This is a genomic window from Endozoicomonas numazuensis (assembly GCF_000722635.1).
Taxonomy (GTDB): domain Bacteria; phylum Pseudomonadota; class Gammaproteobacteria; order Pseudomonadales; family Endozoicomonadaceae; genus Endozoicomonas_A; species Endozoicomonas_A numazuensis.
In genome coordinates, this window is sequence record NZ_JOKH01000003.1 from 173019 (window position 1) to 188182 (window position 15164).

The window sequence follows — 15164 nt, forward strand, 5'->3', positions numbered from 1 at the left end:
TCGAATAAAAAGGCTTAGGCAGTCGTTTGTCCCGACATTCACCACCTAACCTGACATTTTCCTGAAGTCTGCTATTTATCAGATAAGCAAATATCAGGAAACCGTCTTATGCCTCCTGTTCAGTACCGCACTCAGGTCATGGATCACCTCGGCTTAGTCGCAGGAATGTGCAAAGAGCTTGGGATCGTCGAACACATTGACCAGCGTGCCCCAAAGCAGTCCGACGAGTGGAAGGTTTCTCATGGTGAGTGCATTCTCGCCATGATTCTCAATGGCTTGGGGTTCGTTGGGCAATCTCTCCATATGTTTCCGCAGTTTTTCGACAACAAACCCCTCGACAAGCTGATCAGGGAGGGAGTCGAACCTGAGCACTTAAACGACAAAGTGCTCGGAAGAGCACTGGATGAGATGTTCAACCTGGATGTCAGTAAAGTCTATTTCGAGCTGGCTATCAAGGTAGCAAAGAACCTCAAGCTGCCATGCGAGGCGTTAAACCTTGACGGTACAAGCCTACACGTCGATGGTCGTTATAATAGCGACAGCGAGGAGAGCGACGAAGACCTTAATTGCATCAGGATTTGCAAAGGCTACAGCCGTGACCATCGGCCAGACCTGAACCAGGCCATTTTGCTTCTGATGACCGAAAACAAAGCGGGCATTCCCATGTTTATGGCCGCTGCCAGCGGCAATGTGACCGACAAGACGAGTTTTCAGTGGGTCGTATCCCAGCACCTGAAGAGTTTCAAGGCCGCACTGGAAGCCCGTTACTTCGTTGCTGATGCTGCGTTGTATGTAGCAGAAACGCTTCAAAAACTGGATCAACAAGGGCAGTGGTTCATTTCCCGTGTTCCCCTCAATATCGCCGCCGCCAAAGAGCTGGTGCAGAGTGCGCCAACACGCACTATGAAGGCTGTGGAAGGTTTTGAGCATTACGAAGCCATAAAGGTGTCGTCTGATTATGCTGGCGTAGAACAACGCTGGGTTTTATTCCGCAACAAGCAAAGCCGGAAAACTGAACAGAAGACACTGACAAGACGTATGCAGAAAAAATCTCTGGCAGAGTGCAAGAAACTGGAAAAACTGGGCAAAAAAGCGTTTCGGTGCGAGAAGGACGCCCTTGAAGCCTTCAAGCAGTGGCAAAAGCAATCTGAACTCTGTCAGGCTGAGCCACAGATTATTTCAAAGCCCTGTTACAAGACCAAAGGTCGTCCCGCTCACGGGGCAGAGCCGGATCATCTGGAGTACTTCGTGACAGGGTGTTGCTCGGTCACTGTGCAAACCCGACGGGATGCTGAGGCATCGCTGGGTTGCTTTGTTCTCGCTACGAACGACACTGATACAGGCAGACTGACCACCGCAGAACTGCTCAGGACTTACAAATCTCAGCAACAGGTTGAAAGGGGCTTCCGTTTTCTGAAAAGCCCGGACTTTCTGGTGTCGTCTTTGTATCTGAAGAAGCCGGAACGCATTGAGGCTTTATTAATGGTGATGACGCTTTGCCTGATGGTCTATGCTGCTATCCAGCACCGGATTCGTCATGAGCTGAAAAGGCAAAGTCGGACGTTTCCTGACATGAAGAAAAAGCCAGCCCAGAACCCTACAGGCAGGTGGGTTTTCTTCTGTTTTTCGGGTGTCCATGTGTTAACGGTCAACGGGACGGAGAAACATGTAATCGGTCTCTCGGAGAGTATGACGACAATAGTCCTTGTCTTGGGGTCAACGTACCAAGAAATTTATTCCTAATTCGGGGTGGTGAATGTCGGTTTGTCCGTTGCGTTTGCGGTAAACGCTCTGGGTATCAATCAGCGGCTTGAAGGTCTGCTCCTGCTGATGGGGGGTCAGGCTATTATCGATACCGTCATCATCCTGCACCAGCAAATCAAACAGTTCTGTGCGCACCTGCTCTTTGGACTTGCCGGACCGGATGTACTGACTGGCACGGTCCGGGCAATGGGCTGCGGTGCAAAGAGACTTGATGGCTTCGCACTCCGCCAGCCGGGCTTTTACATCCTCTAAGCCTTGCTGTTGTCTGACAAACTGTTCCGCCATTTCCGGGTAACCGGCCTGATTGCACAATGTCATCACCGCTAGAGCCTGTAGACCTTTCTCTTCTTTGGGTTCAGGGTCAGGCTGATGTGGCGGATGCATAAAGCTAGAGAGATCAAAGCTGGCCGCCATTTTCACCGGGCTATCCACCTTATCAATCAGACCATGGCCCTCTGCTTCTGTCGCGGTAAACCAGGTTTCGTCATTCATCAGCTTGAACATGGCTTCCAGATCCAGCTCACATCGGCTGCAATAAGTCTGGGCAATGACCTCGGTGGTTTTGTCCAGCATATCCGCCATCTTTCGCAACTCACCAGCATCACCACCGACCCATCCAAACGGATTATGAATCATCAACAGAGCATTCTCAGCCATATGAATGCTGTCGCCTGCCATGGCAATGACACTGGCAATACTGGCCGCCAGCCCTTCTATACGGACGTGGATATGGGCCTTGTGGTAACGCAGGGCATTATAAATGGCTACTCCATCAAAGACAGAACCACCGGGACTGTTAATACGCACGGTAATCTCATCGGCATCGATATCTTTTAGGGTGCTGACCAGCTGTCGAGCTGAAACTCCCGCCCAGTCGCCAATCACATCATAAATCAGCAGTTCCGCTGGCTGGCCAGCCTGGTCCTTCAGCGTATACCAGGCTCTATTTTTGTTGAGCGGTTTCTTGTTCATCCGGTGCTTTATCCTCATCCGTGACAGGGTTTTCTTGTGTTTGAACTCTGGCATCACTGTCGTATTGCAATTCCAGCTCATCCGCCCGGCGATTGTCGGCGGCAATTTCGTCATCGATCTGCTCGCTGTCGTACCCTTGCTCAGAGACCACTTCCGACCGGGATTTGAACCCACTGCGCACCGCCAGATTCTGGGACTGAACATCCTGCACCGGATGGATATAGGCCCAGCCGTGGGGTATCCATTTCACCCGGTTGTACTGCGATGGGTTTCGATGGAACTCAGGAGCCGAAACCGCACCACTGAGCACTGCCATCTCCAACCAGCGGTTCCAGACCGGTCGACAGAGCTGAAACACCAGCTGATTGTGCTGGATCTGCTGAATCCGACGACGGAACTCATTCAGCACGACGCGAAGTGCCCGGTCACTGACGCCTTTCATATCACCGGACAGGATTTCATAGGGCAGTCCCATCCCTGCCGCCACCGCCATCAGTTGCTGTCGGATAAAATCCGGGTAGTTACTGGCCGCTCCCGGAGGGGTATTGAAGGTAATCTCTTCACCCGGTGACAACTCCTGCATGGTACCCGGTTCCATAGCGACCATAGGCACACCCTGTAAGTCATACACGATCGGCCTACCGGTCAGAGGATCAACCTTCTCCTGTTCCGGTGATGGTTTGGTAATAAAACCAGTGAACAGATTGGCGATTTCCTGGCGAAGCAACGTGGCATCATCAAACTTGTCCAAATGAAACATCCTTAACAACACCTGAGACAACCGTGGCTGGCCTCGCAATTGACCGGGCCGCAAAGGTTCATAAAGATGCATTACCTGCTTCGCAGGCACACGACGCAGGTCTGCAGTATCCAGTACGGTAAAATCAGAGGGGTGTGCTCGATGCATCCAGTACGCCACTCTCTGACCCAGAGCATTAAATTCAATGCCTGCACGAATCTTGTGACCTCTTTTTAGATCGTCGTTGTAATCCCAGGGGACAAACTCGGATTCCAGCAGCTGTAACTGAAGGGGCACGCTTAAACCATCACCGGGCTGACGAGGTCGAAAACGTACAAAGCATTCACCGGCTTCCAGCATGGATCGAGCGGCCAGTGCCTGCAGCCCATAGAAGTCCAACAGGCCATCGGCATCGGCCTCATCGGTCCAGACCAGAAACAATGCCTGTAACTGTTTACGAAACGCATCATCTGTGGCTTCTGACTTGGGTTTAACGCCAGTGCCGACAATGTTGGCGACCAACTTCTCCAGCCCGGAAGCGGCCCAGGGGTCATTACGAATCGCTGCCCGGGAACGATTAATCAGGGTACCGAGATTACCAGTCAGTGAATTATTCGGGCCTGTAGAAGGTGCGATCCAACTCTGACTGCGCCGTCCCTGGCCTGCCGAGGTATAGGCCAGGTTTTTCAGCTCTGGCAGCAGCCACCCGGCAATCTTTTGTCGGATCTTCATTCAGATTCCCTTGCTGGAATAGACGCCATACTGCCTTGGTCGCTTCTGCTGCTTGACCAGTTCTCTTTCAACCTAAATTCAGCAGTTGAGTGATAGCCCACCGTACGCTAAGTGTGCAGTGTCACCAAGTGAGCTGCAGAGCTTTGCTCTCGCTTAACTTGAGTTAATGAGCCGAACAGGTGTAATAACTTGATCTTTTATTAAAAATTTCGATACAGCTCTCGTCAATATCCGGCACCAGATATCATCTGGAGTTAACTGCGTTGCAATTTCCTTGATTGCATCAAAAAATCCACAGAGATTCTCCTGCATTGCTTGGATCTTTTTCATCAGATTGTGCTGACTGGTAACCGTTATTTTTTTCTGACGACCACTCTCTGTTAACTTGCCAATAGCACTCATTAATAACGGCCTACTGGTTATTGACTCTTTATGCGAATCAGGATTACTCAGCCTTACAAACAAAGTCCACCAGTTATAAGCCAGTGCAACCATCCTTGACAGGAGGCGGCATCGCTTTATGTCTTTGGTTGTATAACCTCCCCAGCCCCACTGGTTCTTGATCTCATCAAAATTGTTTTCACAGTCAGCTCTGTCCCTGTAGTGATCTATGATGGACACTACATCACTATCAAGGCTGGTCACTAATACTGAGTATTCAAAGAGTTTGATGTTCTCTGGATCTTCAATAAAGGCGATTTCTTTTTGTTTCTTGTTATTCTCTTTTTCCAGCATCAGAGAATCACCAGCCAACCTTCTTCGGACAATAATGATTCGCCTTGGTTCTGCCCAACCATCCAGCTTTAATTCTGATTCTTTGCCTTCCCAGTGCCTGTTGTAGCGAACCCATCCTCCGCTACAGTGTGCGTGGTGTATGGACCTCTTGACGTTAACTGTCTTCTTTATTTTGAAAAGATAACCGCAACCCGCTTGTTCTAGTTCTGACATTACCCGATCGCTTCCCCAGTCACAGTCGCCTCGAACAAACTCAGGCCAGCACTCTCGAGGAAGTCGATTTAATAAATTAATTAAACCGGGTAATGAGTGCTTGCTGTTTCCTTTATCACCGGGTTGGACTTCAACATCAAGAATCAACTTTAAATTAGCCATCATGTAAGAGTGGTAAGTATGTGAAGGGCGTCCTTTCTTGTGCGGGTTATATCCTTTTTCTGCTCCTTCCTGACTTCCGTAAATTGTTTTTATCGTAACATCTGCGTCCAATATCCACGGCAGCTTTAATAAGGGCTCATAGCATTCTTGCAAGTGGTGTTGCATCCATTCAACACCTTCGTCCTCATCTATTTTAAGTAAGCCCCGTCGAGCAGAATCATCACTGACTACCTTTGTCATACCCAGTAATTTCGGGTTCACTCCGTCTCCTGTTAATGTTCCGATATGTGCATAACGCTTGTGACCTGAAAGTATTGAGAGAAAAAGGGAGCCGAGTACATTAACTTTCTTGGGTGCGTTGTTGCTTTTGTAAGTTAAGGGGCACCTGAATCCGTGAGTTTACCATCACTAAATCCACTAAAAACTCAGTCGTACCAGTACCTGTAGGCTAATATTTGCTCATCCCTATTTTCACCTTATAAGTGCATTTTTGTGGAACTTAAATTTGAGCAATCTGACACTGAGTTTTATACGCCGGCAGCCGGTCTCTGTTTTGTCGGTCATGCCCTGAACCAGAAAACATCTCTAAGGAAATCGCTGCGCTCTATCAAGAAACGTCACGGCATTCCTAATATTGATCTGGTGCGGGCTTTTGTCGGCTTATTGGCTTTGGGTAAAACTGATTTTGATGCTATTGATAACTATCGCCATGATGACTGGTTCAAGCGCAGTATGGACATTAAACAAATGCCTTCCGCCAGTCGCTTGCGCCAGCGGTTTAATGAAGATGCCACTCAGTTGATCCCCTTAATTGAAGAAGCCCTCCCCGAGCTATTGGTCGAATTGGATGCACCGATCTCTCCACTTTCAAAAGAACTCGATCACCTTCAGCACATTCCGCTGGATATAGACGTTACTCCGCAGGATAACAGCAAAACTCAAAAAGAAGGTGTGCAATGGACCTACAAGCACTTTCATGGCTTTGCCCCCATTATGTCTTATGTGGGAACCGAGGGATGGTGTCTAGGCACTGAACTACGTCCTGGTTCACAACACTCACAAAACGACTTCGTACCCTTCTTGAATACCGTATTACACAGACTTCGTCGTGTTACTCAAGCTCCGGTATTGCTGCGACTCGACAGTGGCCATGATGCAGAAGACACTCGCCGAGAGATTGCCGATCACAACCATGTGGATCACATCATCAAACTCAATCCACGTAAGCAGTATGCCGTAACAGCCTGGCTGCAAGCCTTTGAGACAGCCAGTGTTCAGTGGACAGAGCTTCGCCCCGGAAAAACGTATGCGACACACTCAGTTATCCATGAGACCGACTACGGCAGACAGCGACTAATCATCCGTATTATCAAGCGTACTACTGACTCGGTGGGTCAGTATTTTTTAACACCAGACTACGAGCTGGATGGTTGGTGGACGACATTGGATGAAACTGAATACGATAATGATAATGTTATATTACTCTATGAAGACCATGCGACCAGCGAACAGTTTCATAGTGAATTCAAGACTGACATGGATCTGGAAAGACTGCCTTCAGGTAAGTTTGATACGAATGATCTTGTCATGTGTCTTGGTGCACTGACCTACAAAATTTTGCGCTACATGGGGCAAACCTGTTTGCTGGGTCCTGATTCTCCGGTTCGCCACAAAGCTCAGCGCCGAAGAATCAAGACGGTTATGCAGGAGCTGGTTTACCAATCTGCGCGATTCCTGAAAAAGAGTCGCCAATTTATTCTTCGTTTTGGCCGACATAGCCCCGGGCTGTCGGCCTTTATGCAACTCTTTCCTGAAAAACAGCTCTGTTAGCTGATTATTTATTTCTCTCGACTGAATGAAAAAGTATGGCTGACACTGGCAGGATTTCGCTCGCCTTCAGAGCAGAAATCTTTCGGTATTCATTGGAAAAGAGCCGTGCTATTAAATCTGTTCAGCTATTTTGTGGTGAATTGCACGCACCGAAAGCGTAAAACTTTCTGTCATTGAGTTAAATGAGATGGAAAATCTTCTCTGCAATCAAGAAATCACGGATTCAGGGGGCAGTCTTCAACCCATGGTTCAAATCGACAACCTGTTTTTAAAAACTGAATAAAAAATGGTAGCTGCCCCATTGGTGTGACTGATGCGTCAGGTTCCCACACGACATGGATTTTCCCCTCAAATGTGTCCACCTCAAGAGAGGTTGTCGAGCACTTTTTGCTGAGTTCTTTAGGCTCACCTTTTGGGTGAGTAGGTTTTGGTGGAAAAGTCATCTGTATCCCTCTTTGCAGAAGGGATTACAGTTTAGTCGGGATTCTTAAGTGAGGAATTTAGGATGAAGAAGCCAGGCCAACCGCCAAGAGTCTGGGTAAGATCCGCACCGGCACCAAGCTGCATACAGTGATCGAACTGCTCAGCCGCCCCGACGGGGCCGCCATCCACGAGATCATGCGCGAAACCGGCTGGCAGCAACACACGGTGCGCGGCACCTTTGCCGGTACTCTGAAAAAACGACTGGGGCTGACCATCGAATCGGAAAAGCCTGAAGGCAAGGACCGCATTTACCGAATCACCGCCGGGCTAGATGCTCTCTTTCAGGGAGAGACCGCATGAGCACCCGCGCCCGAATTGCAAGGCGGCTGGCTGACGGTCGCTATTGCTCTATCTACTGTCACTTCGATGGGGATCAAGTGGGTAAAGTGCTGAGGGAACACTATCCCACTGAAGCAGACGCCAAGATCATTGTGAATTTTGGCGACCTGTCGAGCATCACCAAGAACGGCGTCGATGCTTATATGGACAAGGGTGAGCCCTGGGCCAAGATCCGGCCTCGTACCAGCGACGACCTCCAGAGCCTGATTGCCCTGGCCTGGGAGACCGGAGCCGAATACGTTTATTACTGGCAAGATGGCGGCTGGCAGAGCCATTCCATGTGGGGACCTCAGTCATGAGAGACCCGATTCTATTGGCCGTTGAACTCAGCAGCGGCTCCTTTCTCTCCTGTCGTTTGCTCCATCCTGATCGTCACACCCTCCCCAGTCTCAAGCGCTGGTACCGGACAATGCCTGAAGCCATCTTTCTGATCCAATTGGGAGATCTGCACTACCTGAAAGAGAGGCAGACTTCTGCTTTGTACCGCGATTGGGGAGACAGCTGGCAGGATCACCAACCTCGTATAAATACAAGCTTCAACCACCTGAAGGCACTGGCTCGCACTTTGAAGATCAAAACGCTTCTCTGTCACCAGAGTCAACTCTGGATTGAGCTCAACCTGAAATCTGTCAACCAGGTTGACAACTTCGACCGCCCAGGTTGACAAAATCTTCAACGGGTTGACACCGGAAAGCCCCGTCATTACTAGGCTACTCCTGATTTTGTCAACCTGAGTGTCAACCCCGATTTTCACTCTGTCGCTGGCGCTATTTCGCGCTGATGCATACCCGCACTAGAAGACACCGCCCAGGGACCCCGGAACGGTCGTCAGAAGCCTTCTATCAAGCTTTCTCTTCGATCTCGAGACGCTCCCTGCATTTAAAAAGAAGCTCCTCAAGACTTATCCTTTTTGTTTGCCCTTATAGCGGCTTCCAGTTGTTTGGAATCGTTTAGAAGCCTGCCCTTATTTTTCTGAAGGTACTTCTTAATTTCTTCTGGCGTCTTTGGTGCTGAATTAGTCATCGTGCTTCCTGTCTCTAATTCGGTCCAAATCAGATGGATTGGTCATCTTTCCAGTGGGCTCTTCAACAGGACACTCTCTGGAGCGCTGCTTTACTTCTTCACCTTCTTTTTTCATTCGCTTCCTGACTTCTTGAAGCCTCTTCTCATACTCTTCGTCGGACAACATAGGCTTACCTCTTCTTCATACCAATACGTTTGCCACAATAACGTTCTGGTGCCATATACCCCTGATTCTTATAATAATCAATTGCACCTGATACAGGGTCCAGAAGCCAGATCTCATCAGCCCCAACTAAATCAGCATAGACTGTGGCCCCAAAAGAAAGGATAGGGAAAACAGCCTCTCCAAGTGGGCTAGGCCTTACCGGGGTAGCTTCAATTAGGTTCATACGAACCTTGGAACCATTCTTTGATAGACTCCCGTATGTCAGCCCACACAGTTCACTGCCTGACCAGATAGACATTTCAAAGCGTTTGGGTTTCGTCTGGTACGATTTAAATTCGGGCTCCCAGTCCCAAATAGCTCTGGAACGTCGATACCCTTCCCCCTGAAGGGTTTTCCACGAATCAGCCAGTAATGCAGTACTGCGTGAAATACCTTTAATAGTTGCGTGGGGCCACGTCTCCTGAGTGATGGACCACACGTCTTCTCTGATTCTTTGGTAATAGTGGATGACTGAAGGGTAATTATGGAATTTAGATGAGTTCACAATACATCCTTTTCTTTTTATACGACTATCCCTTTGTCCAGAGTCTACAGGAATATTCAAAACCTGTCTGAAAAAATCAAAGCGTTTTAAGCCCTATCATCTAGCGAAAATAAAGAGACCTTAAAAACCCTTACCAAGTCTTGTTGCCACCTTCTCAATCCCCCGGCTGGCAATGTATCCACCAATGCCCAACTGGATAATGCTGAACAGTTTCAGTTCCACCGCCTCGGTAAGATTCGGTGCTGACCAGCCCATCCAACGACACACGACCAACGCCGTAAACACCAGCATCACGATGGGTCGCCAGTTTCTTTGCAGCCAGCCTTCCCCCTGAGCTTCGGCTTTGATGACTCCAGCCTGTTGCTCTAGCTCCTCCAGCTCTCCGTTGAGAAGCATCTCGGTCAGCTCAGTCTTGGCTGCCTGAGCCTTGCCCGCATCTGGAAAGAGTTTGTCGATAACCTTTCCCAGCACCGGAATGGCTGCAACGAGACTCACTGCTTACCTCCTAACAGTCCTTCCTGTCGAAGCCAATAGTGCACATCGAAGTTGGGACAGGTCTTCACCTTACTGAAGTGGTGATGACCATGAACCACAGCATTTGGATACAGTGCTTGGTGGCCTGCCACCAGGAACTTCAGCATCCGTTTTTGATCCGAAGTGAAGTTATCGTCAGGCTGATTGTTCTGTCCCAGACCACCCACCAGGCAGATCCCTACACTCTCGTGATTGTGACACTTCACGTGAGCACCCCAGTTATCAATTGGCCTGCCCTGTTTCACCGAACCATCCCGTTCAATCACCCAGTGATAACCAATGTCCAGAAAGGCCCTCTCCATCATGTGCCATCGTTTGATGTCCTCGAAGGTGATGCACTGATTCGCCCGGGTGTCTGAACAGTGCACAACGATGAAGTTGGTTTCCTTACGCTTACTCATCACTCACCCCCTGAGAAAGTATGACAACAGTCCGATAGTGGCGGTCAGCACAACCCAACCGAATCGTTCAAAGTAGTTCAACACCACACCTCGTTTACTGGACTGAAACTCCAGCTGCCGAATGCGTTTCTCCTGCTCATCCAGTCGTTCGTCCTGCCGGGAAAGGTTGCTGCTCTGATGAGTCATCCGTTCTTCAATCATGGCCAGGCGAGACACCGCATCACTCAGCTTATCGAGCTTGGAATCAATCTGATCCAGTCGCCTTGAGAGATCGTCCATGTCTATCGCCCCTGGTTTGTTCGAAGGTCAGATTACTGGATTCAAGGTAGGCTTCCTTGCCGGTGTACTCCTCCCATCGGCGCACGATCACATCGACGTATTTGGGGTCGAGTTCAGTCAGCCGGGCACTGCGATGGGACTTTTCACAGGCAATCAATGTGGAGCCAGAGCCACCAAACAGATCCAGCACAATGTCATGGGTTTTGGAAGAGTTACGGATAGCCCGTTCCACCAGTTCCACCGGTTTCATGGTGGGGTGCAGGTCATTCCTGGCAGGCTTGCTGTAGAACCAGACATCGCCCTGATCCCGAGCTCCACACCAGAAGTGTTCATTACCTTCCTTCCAGCCGTAGAGGATCGGTTCGTACTGTCGCTGGTAATCGGAGCGCCCCAGGGTAAACGTGTTCTTGGCCCAGATGATAAACGTGGACCACTTGCCCCCGGCCTCCCGAAAAGCTTTCTGGAGCGTATCCAGTTCAGACGACGACATGCAGATATAAATTGCCCCCTTGCAAACCCCGAGCAGGTTGGTCATGGCGGCCAGCAGGAAAGCATGGAATTCAGAGCCCAGGTTGTCGTTCTTGATCCGACGATCTTTTTTGGCTTTGCCATTTTTCTCCGGGTTGGCGTAGTCGACGTTGTAGGGCGGATCGGTGAACACCATGTCCGCCAGCTGGCCAGCCATCAGGGTTTCCACATCGGCCTGTTCGGTAGCACTGCCGCAAAGTACCCGGTGATCCCCCAGAACCCAGAGATCACCAGTCTGGCTGACAGGATGTTCTTCCGGTTCAGGAATGTCGTCATCGTCGGTCTGGCCTTCAGGCTCGTCCACCAGCAGCAGGCCTTCCAGCTCTTCATCGGAAAACCCCATCAGATCCAGGTCAAAATCCAGGGCATCCAGTTCTGCCAGTTCCTGCTTGAGCAGGTCTTCGTCCCAACCCGAGTTAGCTGTGATCTGGTTGTCAGCAATCACAAGTGCCCGACGCTGTGTCTCATCCAGATGTCCCAGAACAATCACCGGCACCGTGTCCATGCCCAGTTGGTTCGCAGCCATCAAACGACCATGACCAGCTACGATGACATCATCACTGCCCACCAGCACCGGATTGACAAACCCGAACTCCTCGATGGACCGGGCAATCTGGCTCACCTGTTCATCGGAGTGAGTCCGGGCATTGTTGGCATAGGGCACCAGACTGGCGACTGAGCGATGTTCGATGGCTTCGACAAGGATTCTGGACATGGTTCTTCCGTGATTTCCAGAGACAAGAAAACCTCAGACCGGGAGGGTGTGAGGTTCAGGTGCACTTCGCTTCGATGTTAGCGTTAATTCTTGTCAAATTTGGCGAAAGTGTCCACCCCTTGAAGAGGCCTCTATTTTGGATTTACCCGGACAAAACCGGACACTACGAGTTACTTCGGGTTACTCCGGGTTACGTCCTCCGGCCAAATGGATAGCAATCCGGCTCATGGCTTTGCGCCAGTGTGCGTAAGGCGTCTTCCGGTTCACACCCAGATCTTCAGCAATCACTCGCCAAGGCAACCCTGAAGCACGAAGCCAGATCAGCCTGCGTTCCTCCTCACTGACCCAGCGCAGCCAGCGCATGCACTGCACCATTCGGTCAACCTCATCCTCCGAAGGCTCGGGGAGTCTCAGGATTTTGTTTTCACCCTGGTAGACCTCCCAGCGATTGGGATTGATCTCCGGCCAGAAGGCGGAGTACCGGAGATTAATCCCTGACGACACTCGTCGTGCCACCAGCCAGGCTTCCCGATAGCGATTGGCCAGTTCGTTGATGTCCATTTCGACGCCTCTCTGAGTCGATTTCCAGCCGGAAATATCACGTGTCAGTAAGGTTGGAAATTTAAGTTCCAACCTTACTTATATAAGTAAGGTGTTCTGGAAATTGGAAACGGGTTATTTTTCAACAAGTTACACGTTTCCAGAGCCACACCATTTCCTGGAAACTGGAAATGCGACATATGTCATTCAATTTTGTAGATTTCTTCATGCTTTCAGACTGTTAGAGCACCTTCTTAAACTTTTCTCCGTTTCCAAAAATCTGGAAATGTTCTGGAAATGCTGGAAATTGGAAACGCTCTGGAAACGCTAAATCAGTCATTTTTCAGCCGATCAGCACCCTCTTCGATCCGGCCTTTGCCATCAGCAAATGGTCCCCAGGGAGAGTCCAGCCACTTATGTTCTTTTGATCCCATAAGTGTACCCTTGACCACTCTTGGAGGACGCTCACTCAACAATTCCTGAACCATATTTTCCAGCTTGTGTCTTGGCATATGATGGAAGGCTTCAGGAAGACGATGCCGGTGTTTGAAGACACCATTAACACCTGTGTGTGTAAAAGGATGCCCACGACTGGCAGCCATTCTGATGCCACCTGCCAGCACTCCCAGCAGGTCATAGGTAGAAGGCTGCTGACCTTTTATCCTTGCGGTCAGATCTTCCAACAACCCGATACCGTTGCGTTTATAGGTCCGGATTGTCCGATCCGCCGGGCCATTGGATTTCACCACCGCTCCCTGGTAAAAACTTCTCGACTCGGGAATCAGGTTCAGGGTCTGACAAACCTGTTGAACCACCAGATCCTGAGCAGGCCAGAAGGCATAAGCCATACGAACACCATCCACCAGCGCACTACTGCCTCGGATGGCATCTCTGGCTTGCTCTGCGTTTTCGATAGGTTTCTGCCCTGGTGGCTTTCGCATATGGTGTACCACAATCACAGTGGCTCCAGTTTCACTGGCCAGGTTTGCTAACAGCCCTGTCAGGTAGCTGCCCACCGCAGGATCGGCATTCACATCGGCATGGACAAAAGACGATAAAGGATCAAAAACCACCAGTTTGAGATCTTCAATGGCCTGTAACTGCCTGACCACCTGGGTAAACTCCGTTGTCGTTCTTGGCCCTTCCGGAGTTTCCCTGACCATAGGGAATGGCCCACCTGCATTGGGTAAGGGAATGATGACCAGCTTCTCAGGTGACTTCAGTCTCAAGTCAGTTGGGTCCAGTTTTTCCAGGCGGCGATGCACTTCTGCCTGATCATCCTCAGATGTGAAGACGACTGCGGTTCCGTGCTGTAAAACCTTGCCACCAAATACTTCGACCGTGAGACCGTCGCAGCAGGCAATTTCCAGCGCCAGTTTCAGGGTGAGCATCCCTTTGCCGGTATCACCCATTGCAGCAAGAATGGACACAACCCCCAATGGAAACGAGCCTTCAATAAGAAAATGCTGTTCAGGAGCCTTGCCTTTATAACGAAGCGCACTCCAGTCTGACAGCTGCTGACTTGATTGTCTTGCGTTCGGTGCTGGCTAGCCAATGGTCGATATCAAAACTTTCTTGAGCAGCATCAGCCGCATCCCATTTCCCTGGTTTGTCTGCGGGTGGTTTCAAAATCACTACCGACAAGGCTCCTGCATCAGCGATGGCTTTGGCTGCACTGAAGGCATATTCCAGCCCAGCGTCGTCATTATCAGGCCAAAGCGTCACTCGCTTGCCCTTGAGAGGTGACCAGTCCGTTTTATCCGTAGGAGCCTTGGCACCGTTCATAGCTGTAGTAGCGCAATAGCCGCTATCAATCAAAGCCTGGGCTGCTTTCTCTCCCTCCACCAGCAACACTTCGTCCGCTAACTTAATGCCCGGCTGGTTGTAGAGCGGTCTGGGGTTGGGGGTTTTGGTTTTGCGGGTCTTTACATCCCAGGGCCGGAACTCCTTTCCATCCGATGTGTCATAACGGTAAACACAGGCGATCAGATTACCTTCAGCATCCTGGTAGTCCCACTTGCCGGTATGGTGACCCAGATCCTCATATTCTTCCTGGTGGTTGGCAGTAGCTGGTGGAGTGAATGACGGCATACCCAGCCAGTCCGCCATAAACTGAATGATCTCGGGGAAATCCCTTTGTGCATCCAGCTTCTGATGTTCTGCCGTGAGGCTGATGATGTCGCCGCCTTCACCACTCTCAAAGTCGTGCCAAAGCCCGCTGCCCAGTTCCACTTCCAGACTCTTGCCTTTCTTGCCCTGGACATTGCCCAGCACAAACTTCTGACCTCGTTTTTTGCCGTTGGGAAACAGCCAGGCCAGATACTCTGGCATCCGTTCCTGAATACGACGTTTAACGTCTTCTGCATCCAGTTTCTGAATCGTGCCCTGCTCTGGGGCATCATTAAAATCAAGCCATTTGTTCTTCATTGTCACAGTCCCTGTAGGGAAAAGCCCACCAGCGGGTG

At 50.2% G+C, this 15164-nt stretch carries 17 protein-coding genes and 1 pseudogene; 5 read left to right on the forward strand and 13 right to left on the reverse strand.

What is annotated here, in order from left to right:
* Window positions 1–108 precede the first annotated feature (108 nt).
* Window positions 109–1743, forward strand: a complete 1635-nt coding sequence (locus GZ78_RS13585; protein ID WP_034837047.1) for an IS1634 family transposase — start codon at window positions 109–111, stop codon at window positions 1741–1743.
* On the opposite strand, the gene GZ78_RS27530 is transcribed toward GZ78_RS13585, so the two are convergent.
* The 3 genes and pseudogenes from GZ78_RS27530 to GZ78_RS13600 form a co-directional block, all read right to left on the reverse strand.
* Window positions 1717–2736 carry a head maturation protease, ClpP-related gene (locus GZ78_RS27530; protein WP_051786174.1) on the reverse strand — a complete coding sequence of 340 codons (1020 nt, stop codon included), beginning with the start codon at window positions 2734–2736 and terminating at the stop codon, window positions 1717–1719. The two genes, GZ78_RS13585 and GZ78_RS27530, sit on opposite strands and share 27 nt — an antisense overlap.
* A complete protein-coding gene (locus GZ78_RS13595; protein ID WP_034837050.1) occupies window positions 2708–4207 on the reverse strand; it encodes a phage portal protein in 1500 nt (499 codons plus the stop codon). Before GZ78_RS13595 ends, GZ78_RS27530 begins: the two co-directional genes overlap by 29 nt.
* A 153-nt stretch (window positions 4208–4360) precedes the next feature.
* Window positions 4361–5644 (reverse strand): annotated as a pseudogene (locus GZ78_RS13600) (transposase); the annotation flags it as partial.
* 165 nt (window positions 5645–5809) lie between these two features.
* Between GZ78_RS13600 and GZ78_RS13610 the strand changes: the two are divergent.
* From GZ78_RS13610 to GZ78_RS28935, 4 genes are all read left to right on the forward strand, one after another.
* On the forward strand, window positions 5810–7147 hold the full coding sequence (locus GZ78_RS13610; protein WP_034837053.1) for an IS1380 family transposase: 1338 nt from the start codon (window positions 5810–5812) through the stop codon (window positions 7145–7147).
* Window positions 7148–7690: 543 nt separating this feature from the next.
* Entirely contained in the window at window positions 7691–7930 is a 240-nt protein-coding gene (locus GZ78_RS13620; RefSeq protein ID WP_269078773.1) for a DUF3489 domain-containing protein, read from the forward strand.
* A complete protein-coding gene (locus GZ78_RS13625) occupies window positions 7927–8268 on the forward strand; it encodes a hypothetical protein (RefSeq protein ID WP_034837061.1) in 342 nt (113 codons plus the stop codon). The genes GZ78_RS13620 and GZ78_RS13625 overlap by 4 nt, the downstream gene beginning before the upstream one ends.
* A complete protein-coding gene (locus GZ78_RS28935) occupies window positions 8265–8633 on the forward strand; it encodes a hypothetical protein (protein ID WP_152558723.1) in 369 nt (122 codons plus the stop codon). The genes GZ78_RS13625 and GZ78_RS28935 overlap by 4 nt, the downstream gene beginning before the upstream one ends.
* 230 nt (window positions 8634–8863) lie before the next feature.
* Here GZ78_RS28935 and GZ78_RS30685 read toward each other — a convergent pair whose 3' ends face one another.
* The 10 genes from GZ78_RS30685 to GZ78_RS29990 all read right to left on the reverse strand — a co-directional run bounded on the left by GZ78_RS30685 (window position 8864) and on the right by GZ78_RS29990 (window position 15126).
* A complete protein-coding gene (locus GZ78_RS30685; protein WP_269078770.1) occupies window positions 8864–8992 on the reverse strand; it encodes a hypothetical protein in 129 nt (42 codons plus the stop codon).
* Entirely contained in the window at window positions 8985–9158 is a 174-nt protein-coding gene (locus GZ78_RS29495; protein WP_161787380.1) for a hypothetical protein, read from the reverse strand. Before GZ78_RS29495 ends, GZ78_RS30685 begins: the two co-directional genes overlap by 8 nt.
* Before the next feature lie 4 nt (window positions 9159–9162).
* Window positions 9163–9702 (reverse strand): hypothetical protein, encoded by a 540-nt coding sequence (locus tag GZ78_RS13635; RefSeq protein ID WP_152558724.1) that lies wholly within the window; start codon window positions 9700–9702, stop codon window positions 9163–9165.
* A gap of 120 nt (window positions 9703–9822) precedes the next feature.
* Window positions 9823–10197 (reverse strand): 3TM-type holin, encoded by a 375-nt coding sequence (locus GZ78_RS13640; protein WP_034837070.1) that lies wholly within the window; start codon window positions 10195–10197, stop codon window positions 9823–9825.
* On the reverse strand, window positions 10194–10637 hold the full coding sequence (locus GZ78_RS13645) for an N-acetylmuramoyl-L-alanine amidase (RefSeq protein ID WP_034837072.1): 444 nt from the start codon (window positions 10635–10637) through the stop codon (window positions 10194–10196). Before GZ78_RS13645 ends, GZ78_RS13640 begins: the two co-directional genes overlap by 4 nt.
* Window positions 10638–10640: 3 nt before the next feature.
* Window positions 10641–10916 (reverse strand): flagellin, encoded by a 276-nt coding sequence (locus tag GZ78_RS13650; RefSeq protein WP_034837075.1) that lies wholly within the window; start codon window positions 10914–10916, stop codon window positions 10641–10643.
* On the reverse strand, window positions 10882–12159 hold the full coding sequence (locus GZ78_RS13655; RefSeq protein ID WP_051786177.1) for a site-specific DNA-methyltransferase: 1278 nt from the start codon (window positions 12157–12159) through the stop codon (window positions 10882–10884). The genes GZ78_RS13650 and GZ78_RS13655 overlap by 35 nt, the downstream gene beginning before the upstream one ends.
* 180 nt (window positions 12160–12339) lie before the next feature.
* Entirely contained in the window at window positions 12340–12720 is a 381-nt protein-coding gene (locus tag GZ78_RS13660; protein ID WP_152558725.1) for a DUF6362 family protein, read from the reverse strand.
* A gap of 311 nt (window positions 12721–13031) precedes the next feature.
* Window positions 13032–14213, reverse strand: coding sequence for an AAA family ATPase (locus tag GZ78_RS29985; RefSeq protein WP_201772731.1), 1182 nt, complete (start codon window positions 14211–14213; stop codon window positions 13032–13034).
* The gene (locus GZ78_RS29990; RefSeq protein WP_201772713.1) at window positions 14185–15126 is read right to left on the reverse strand and encodes a toprim domain-containing protein; all 942 of its coding nucleotides are present in this window, start codon (window positions 15124–15126) and stop codon (window positions 14185–14187) included. The genes GZ78_RS29985 and GZ78_RS29990 overlap by 29 nt, the downstream gene beginning before the upstream one ends.
* Window positions 15127–15164: the final 38 nt, after the last annotated feature.

What these genes read in the sequence shown, in the direction of transcription:
- GZ78_RS13645 (WP_034837072.1), bottom strand. Translation starts at nt 10,637, where the DNA reads ATGAGTAAGCGTAAGGAAACCAACTTCATCGTTGTGCACTGTTCAGAC.
- GZ78_RS29990 (WP_201772713.1), bottom strand. Translation starts at nt 15,126, where the DNA reads ATGAAGAACAAATGGCTTGATTTTAATGATGCCCCAGAGCAGGGCACG.
- GZ78_RS13595 (WP_034837050.1), bottom strand. Translation starts at nt 4,207, where the DNA reads ATGAAGATCCGACAAAAGATTGCCGGGTGGCTGCTGCCAGAGCTGAAA.
- GZ78_RS13650 (WP_034837075.1), bottom strand. Translation starts at nt 10,916, where the DNA reads ATGGACGATCTCTCAAGGCGACTGGATCAGATTGATTCCAAGCTCGAT.
- GZ78_RS13625 (WP_034837061.1), top strand. Translation starts at nt 7,927, where the DNA reads ATGAGCACCCGCGCCCGAATTGCAAGGCGGCTGGCTGACGGTCGCTAT.
- GZ78_RS29495 (WP_161787380.1), bottom strand. Translation starts at nt 9,158, where the DNA reads ATGTTGTCCGACGAAGAGTATGAGAAGAGGCTTCAAGAAGTCAGGAAG.
- GZ78_RS13655 (WP_051786177.1), bottom strand. Translation starts at nt 12,159, where the DNA reads ATGTCCAGAATCCTTGTCGAAGCCATCGAACATCGCTCAGTCGCCAGT.
- GZ78_RS13660 (WP_152558725.1), bottom strand. Translation starts at nt 12,720, where the DNA reads ATGGACATCAACGAACTGGCCAATCGCTATCGGGAAGCCTGGCTGGTG.
- GZ78_RS28935 (WP_152558723.1), top strand. Translation starts at nt 8,265, where the DNA reads ATGAGAGACCCGATTCTATTGGCCGTTGAACTCAGCAGCGGCTCCTTT.
- GZ78_RS13585 (WP_034837047.1), top strand. Translation starts at nt 109, where the DNA reads ATGCCTCCTGTTCAGTACCGCACTCAGGTCATGGATCACCTCGGCTTA.
- GZ78_RS27530 (WP_051786174.1), bottom strand. Translation starts at nt 2,736, where the DNA reads ATGAACAAGAAACCGCTCAACAAAAATAGAGCCTGGTATACGCTGAAG.
- GZ78_RS30685 (WP_269078770.1), bottom strand. Translation starts at nt 8,992, where the DNA reads ATGACTAATTCAGCACCAAAGACGCCAGAAGAAATTAAGAAGTACCTT.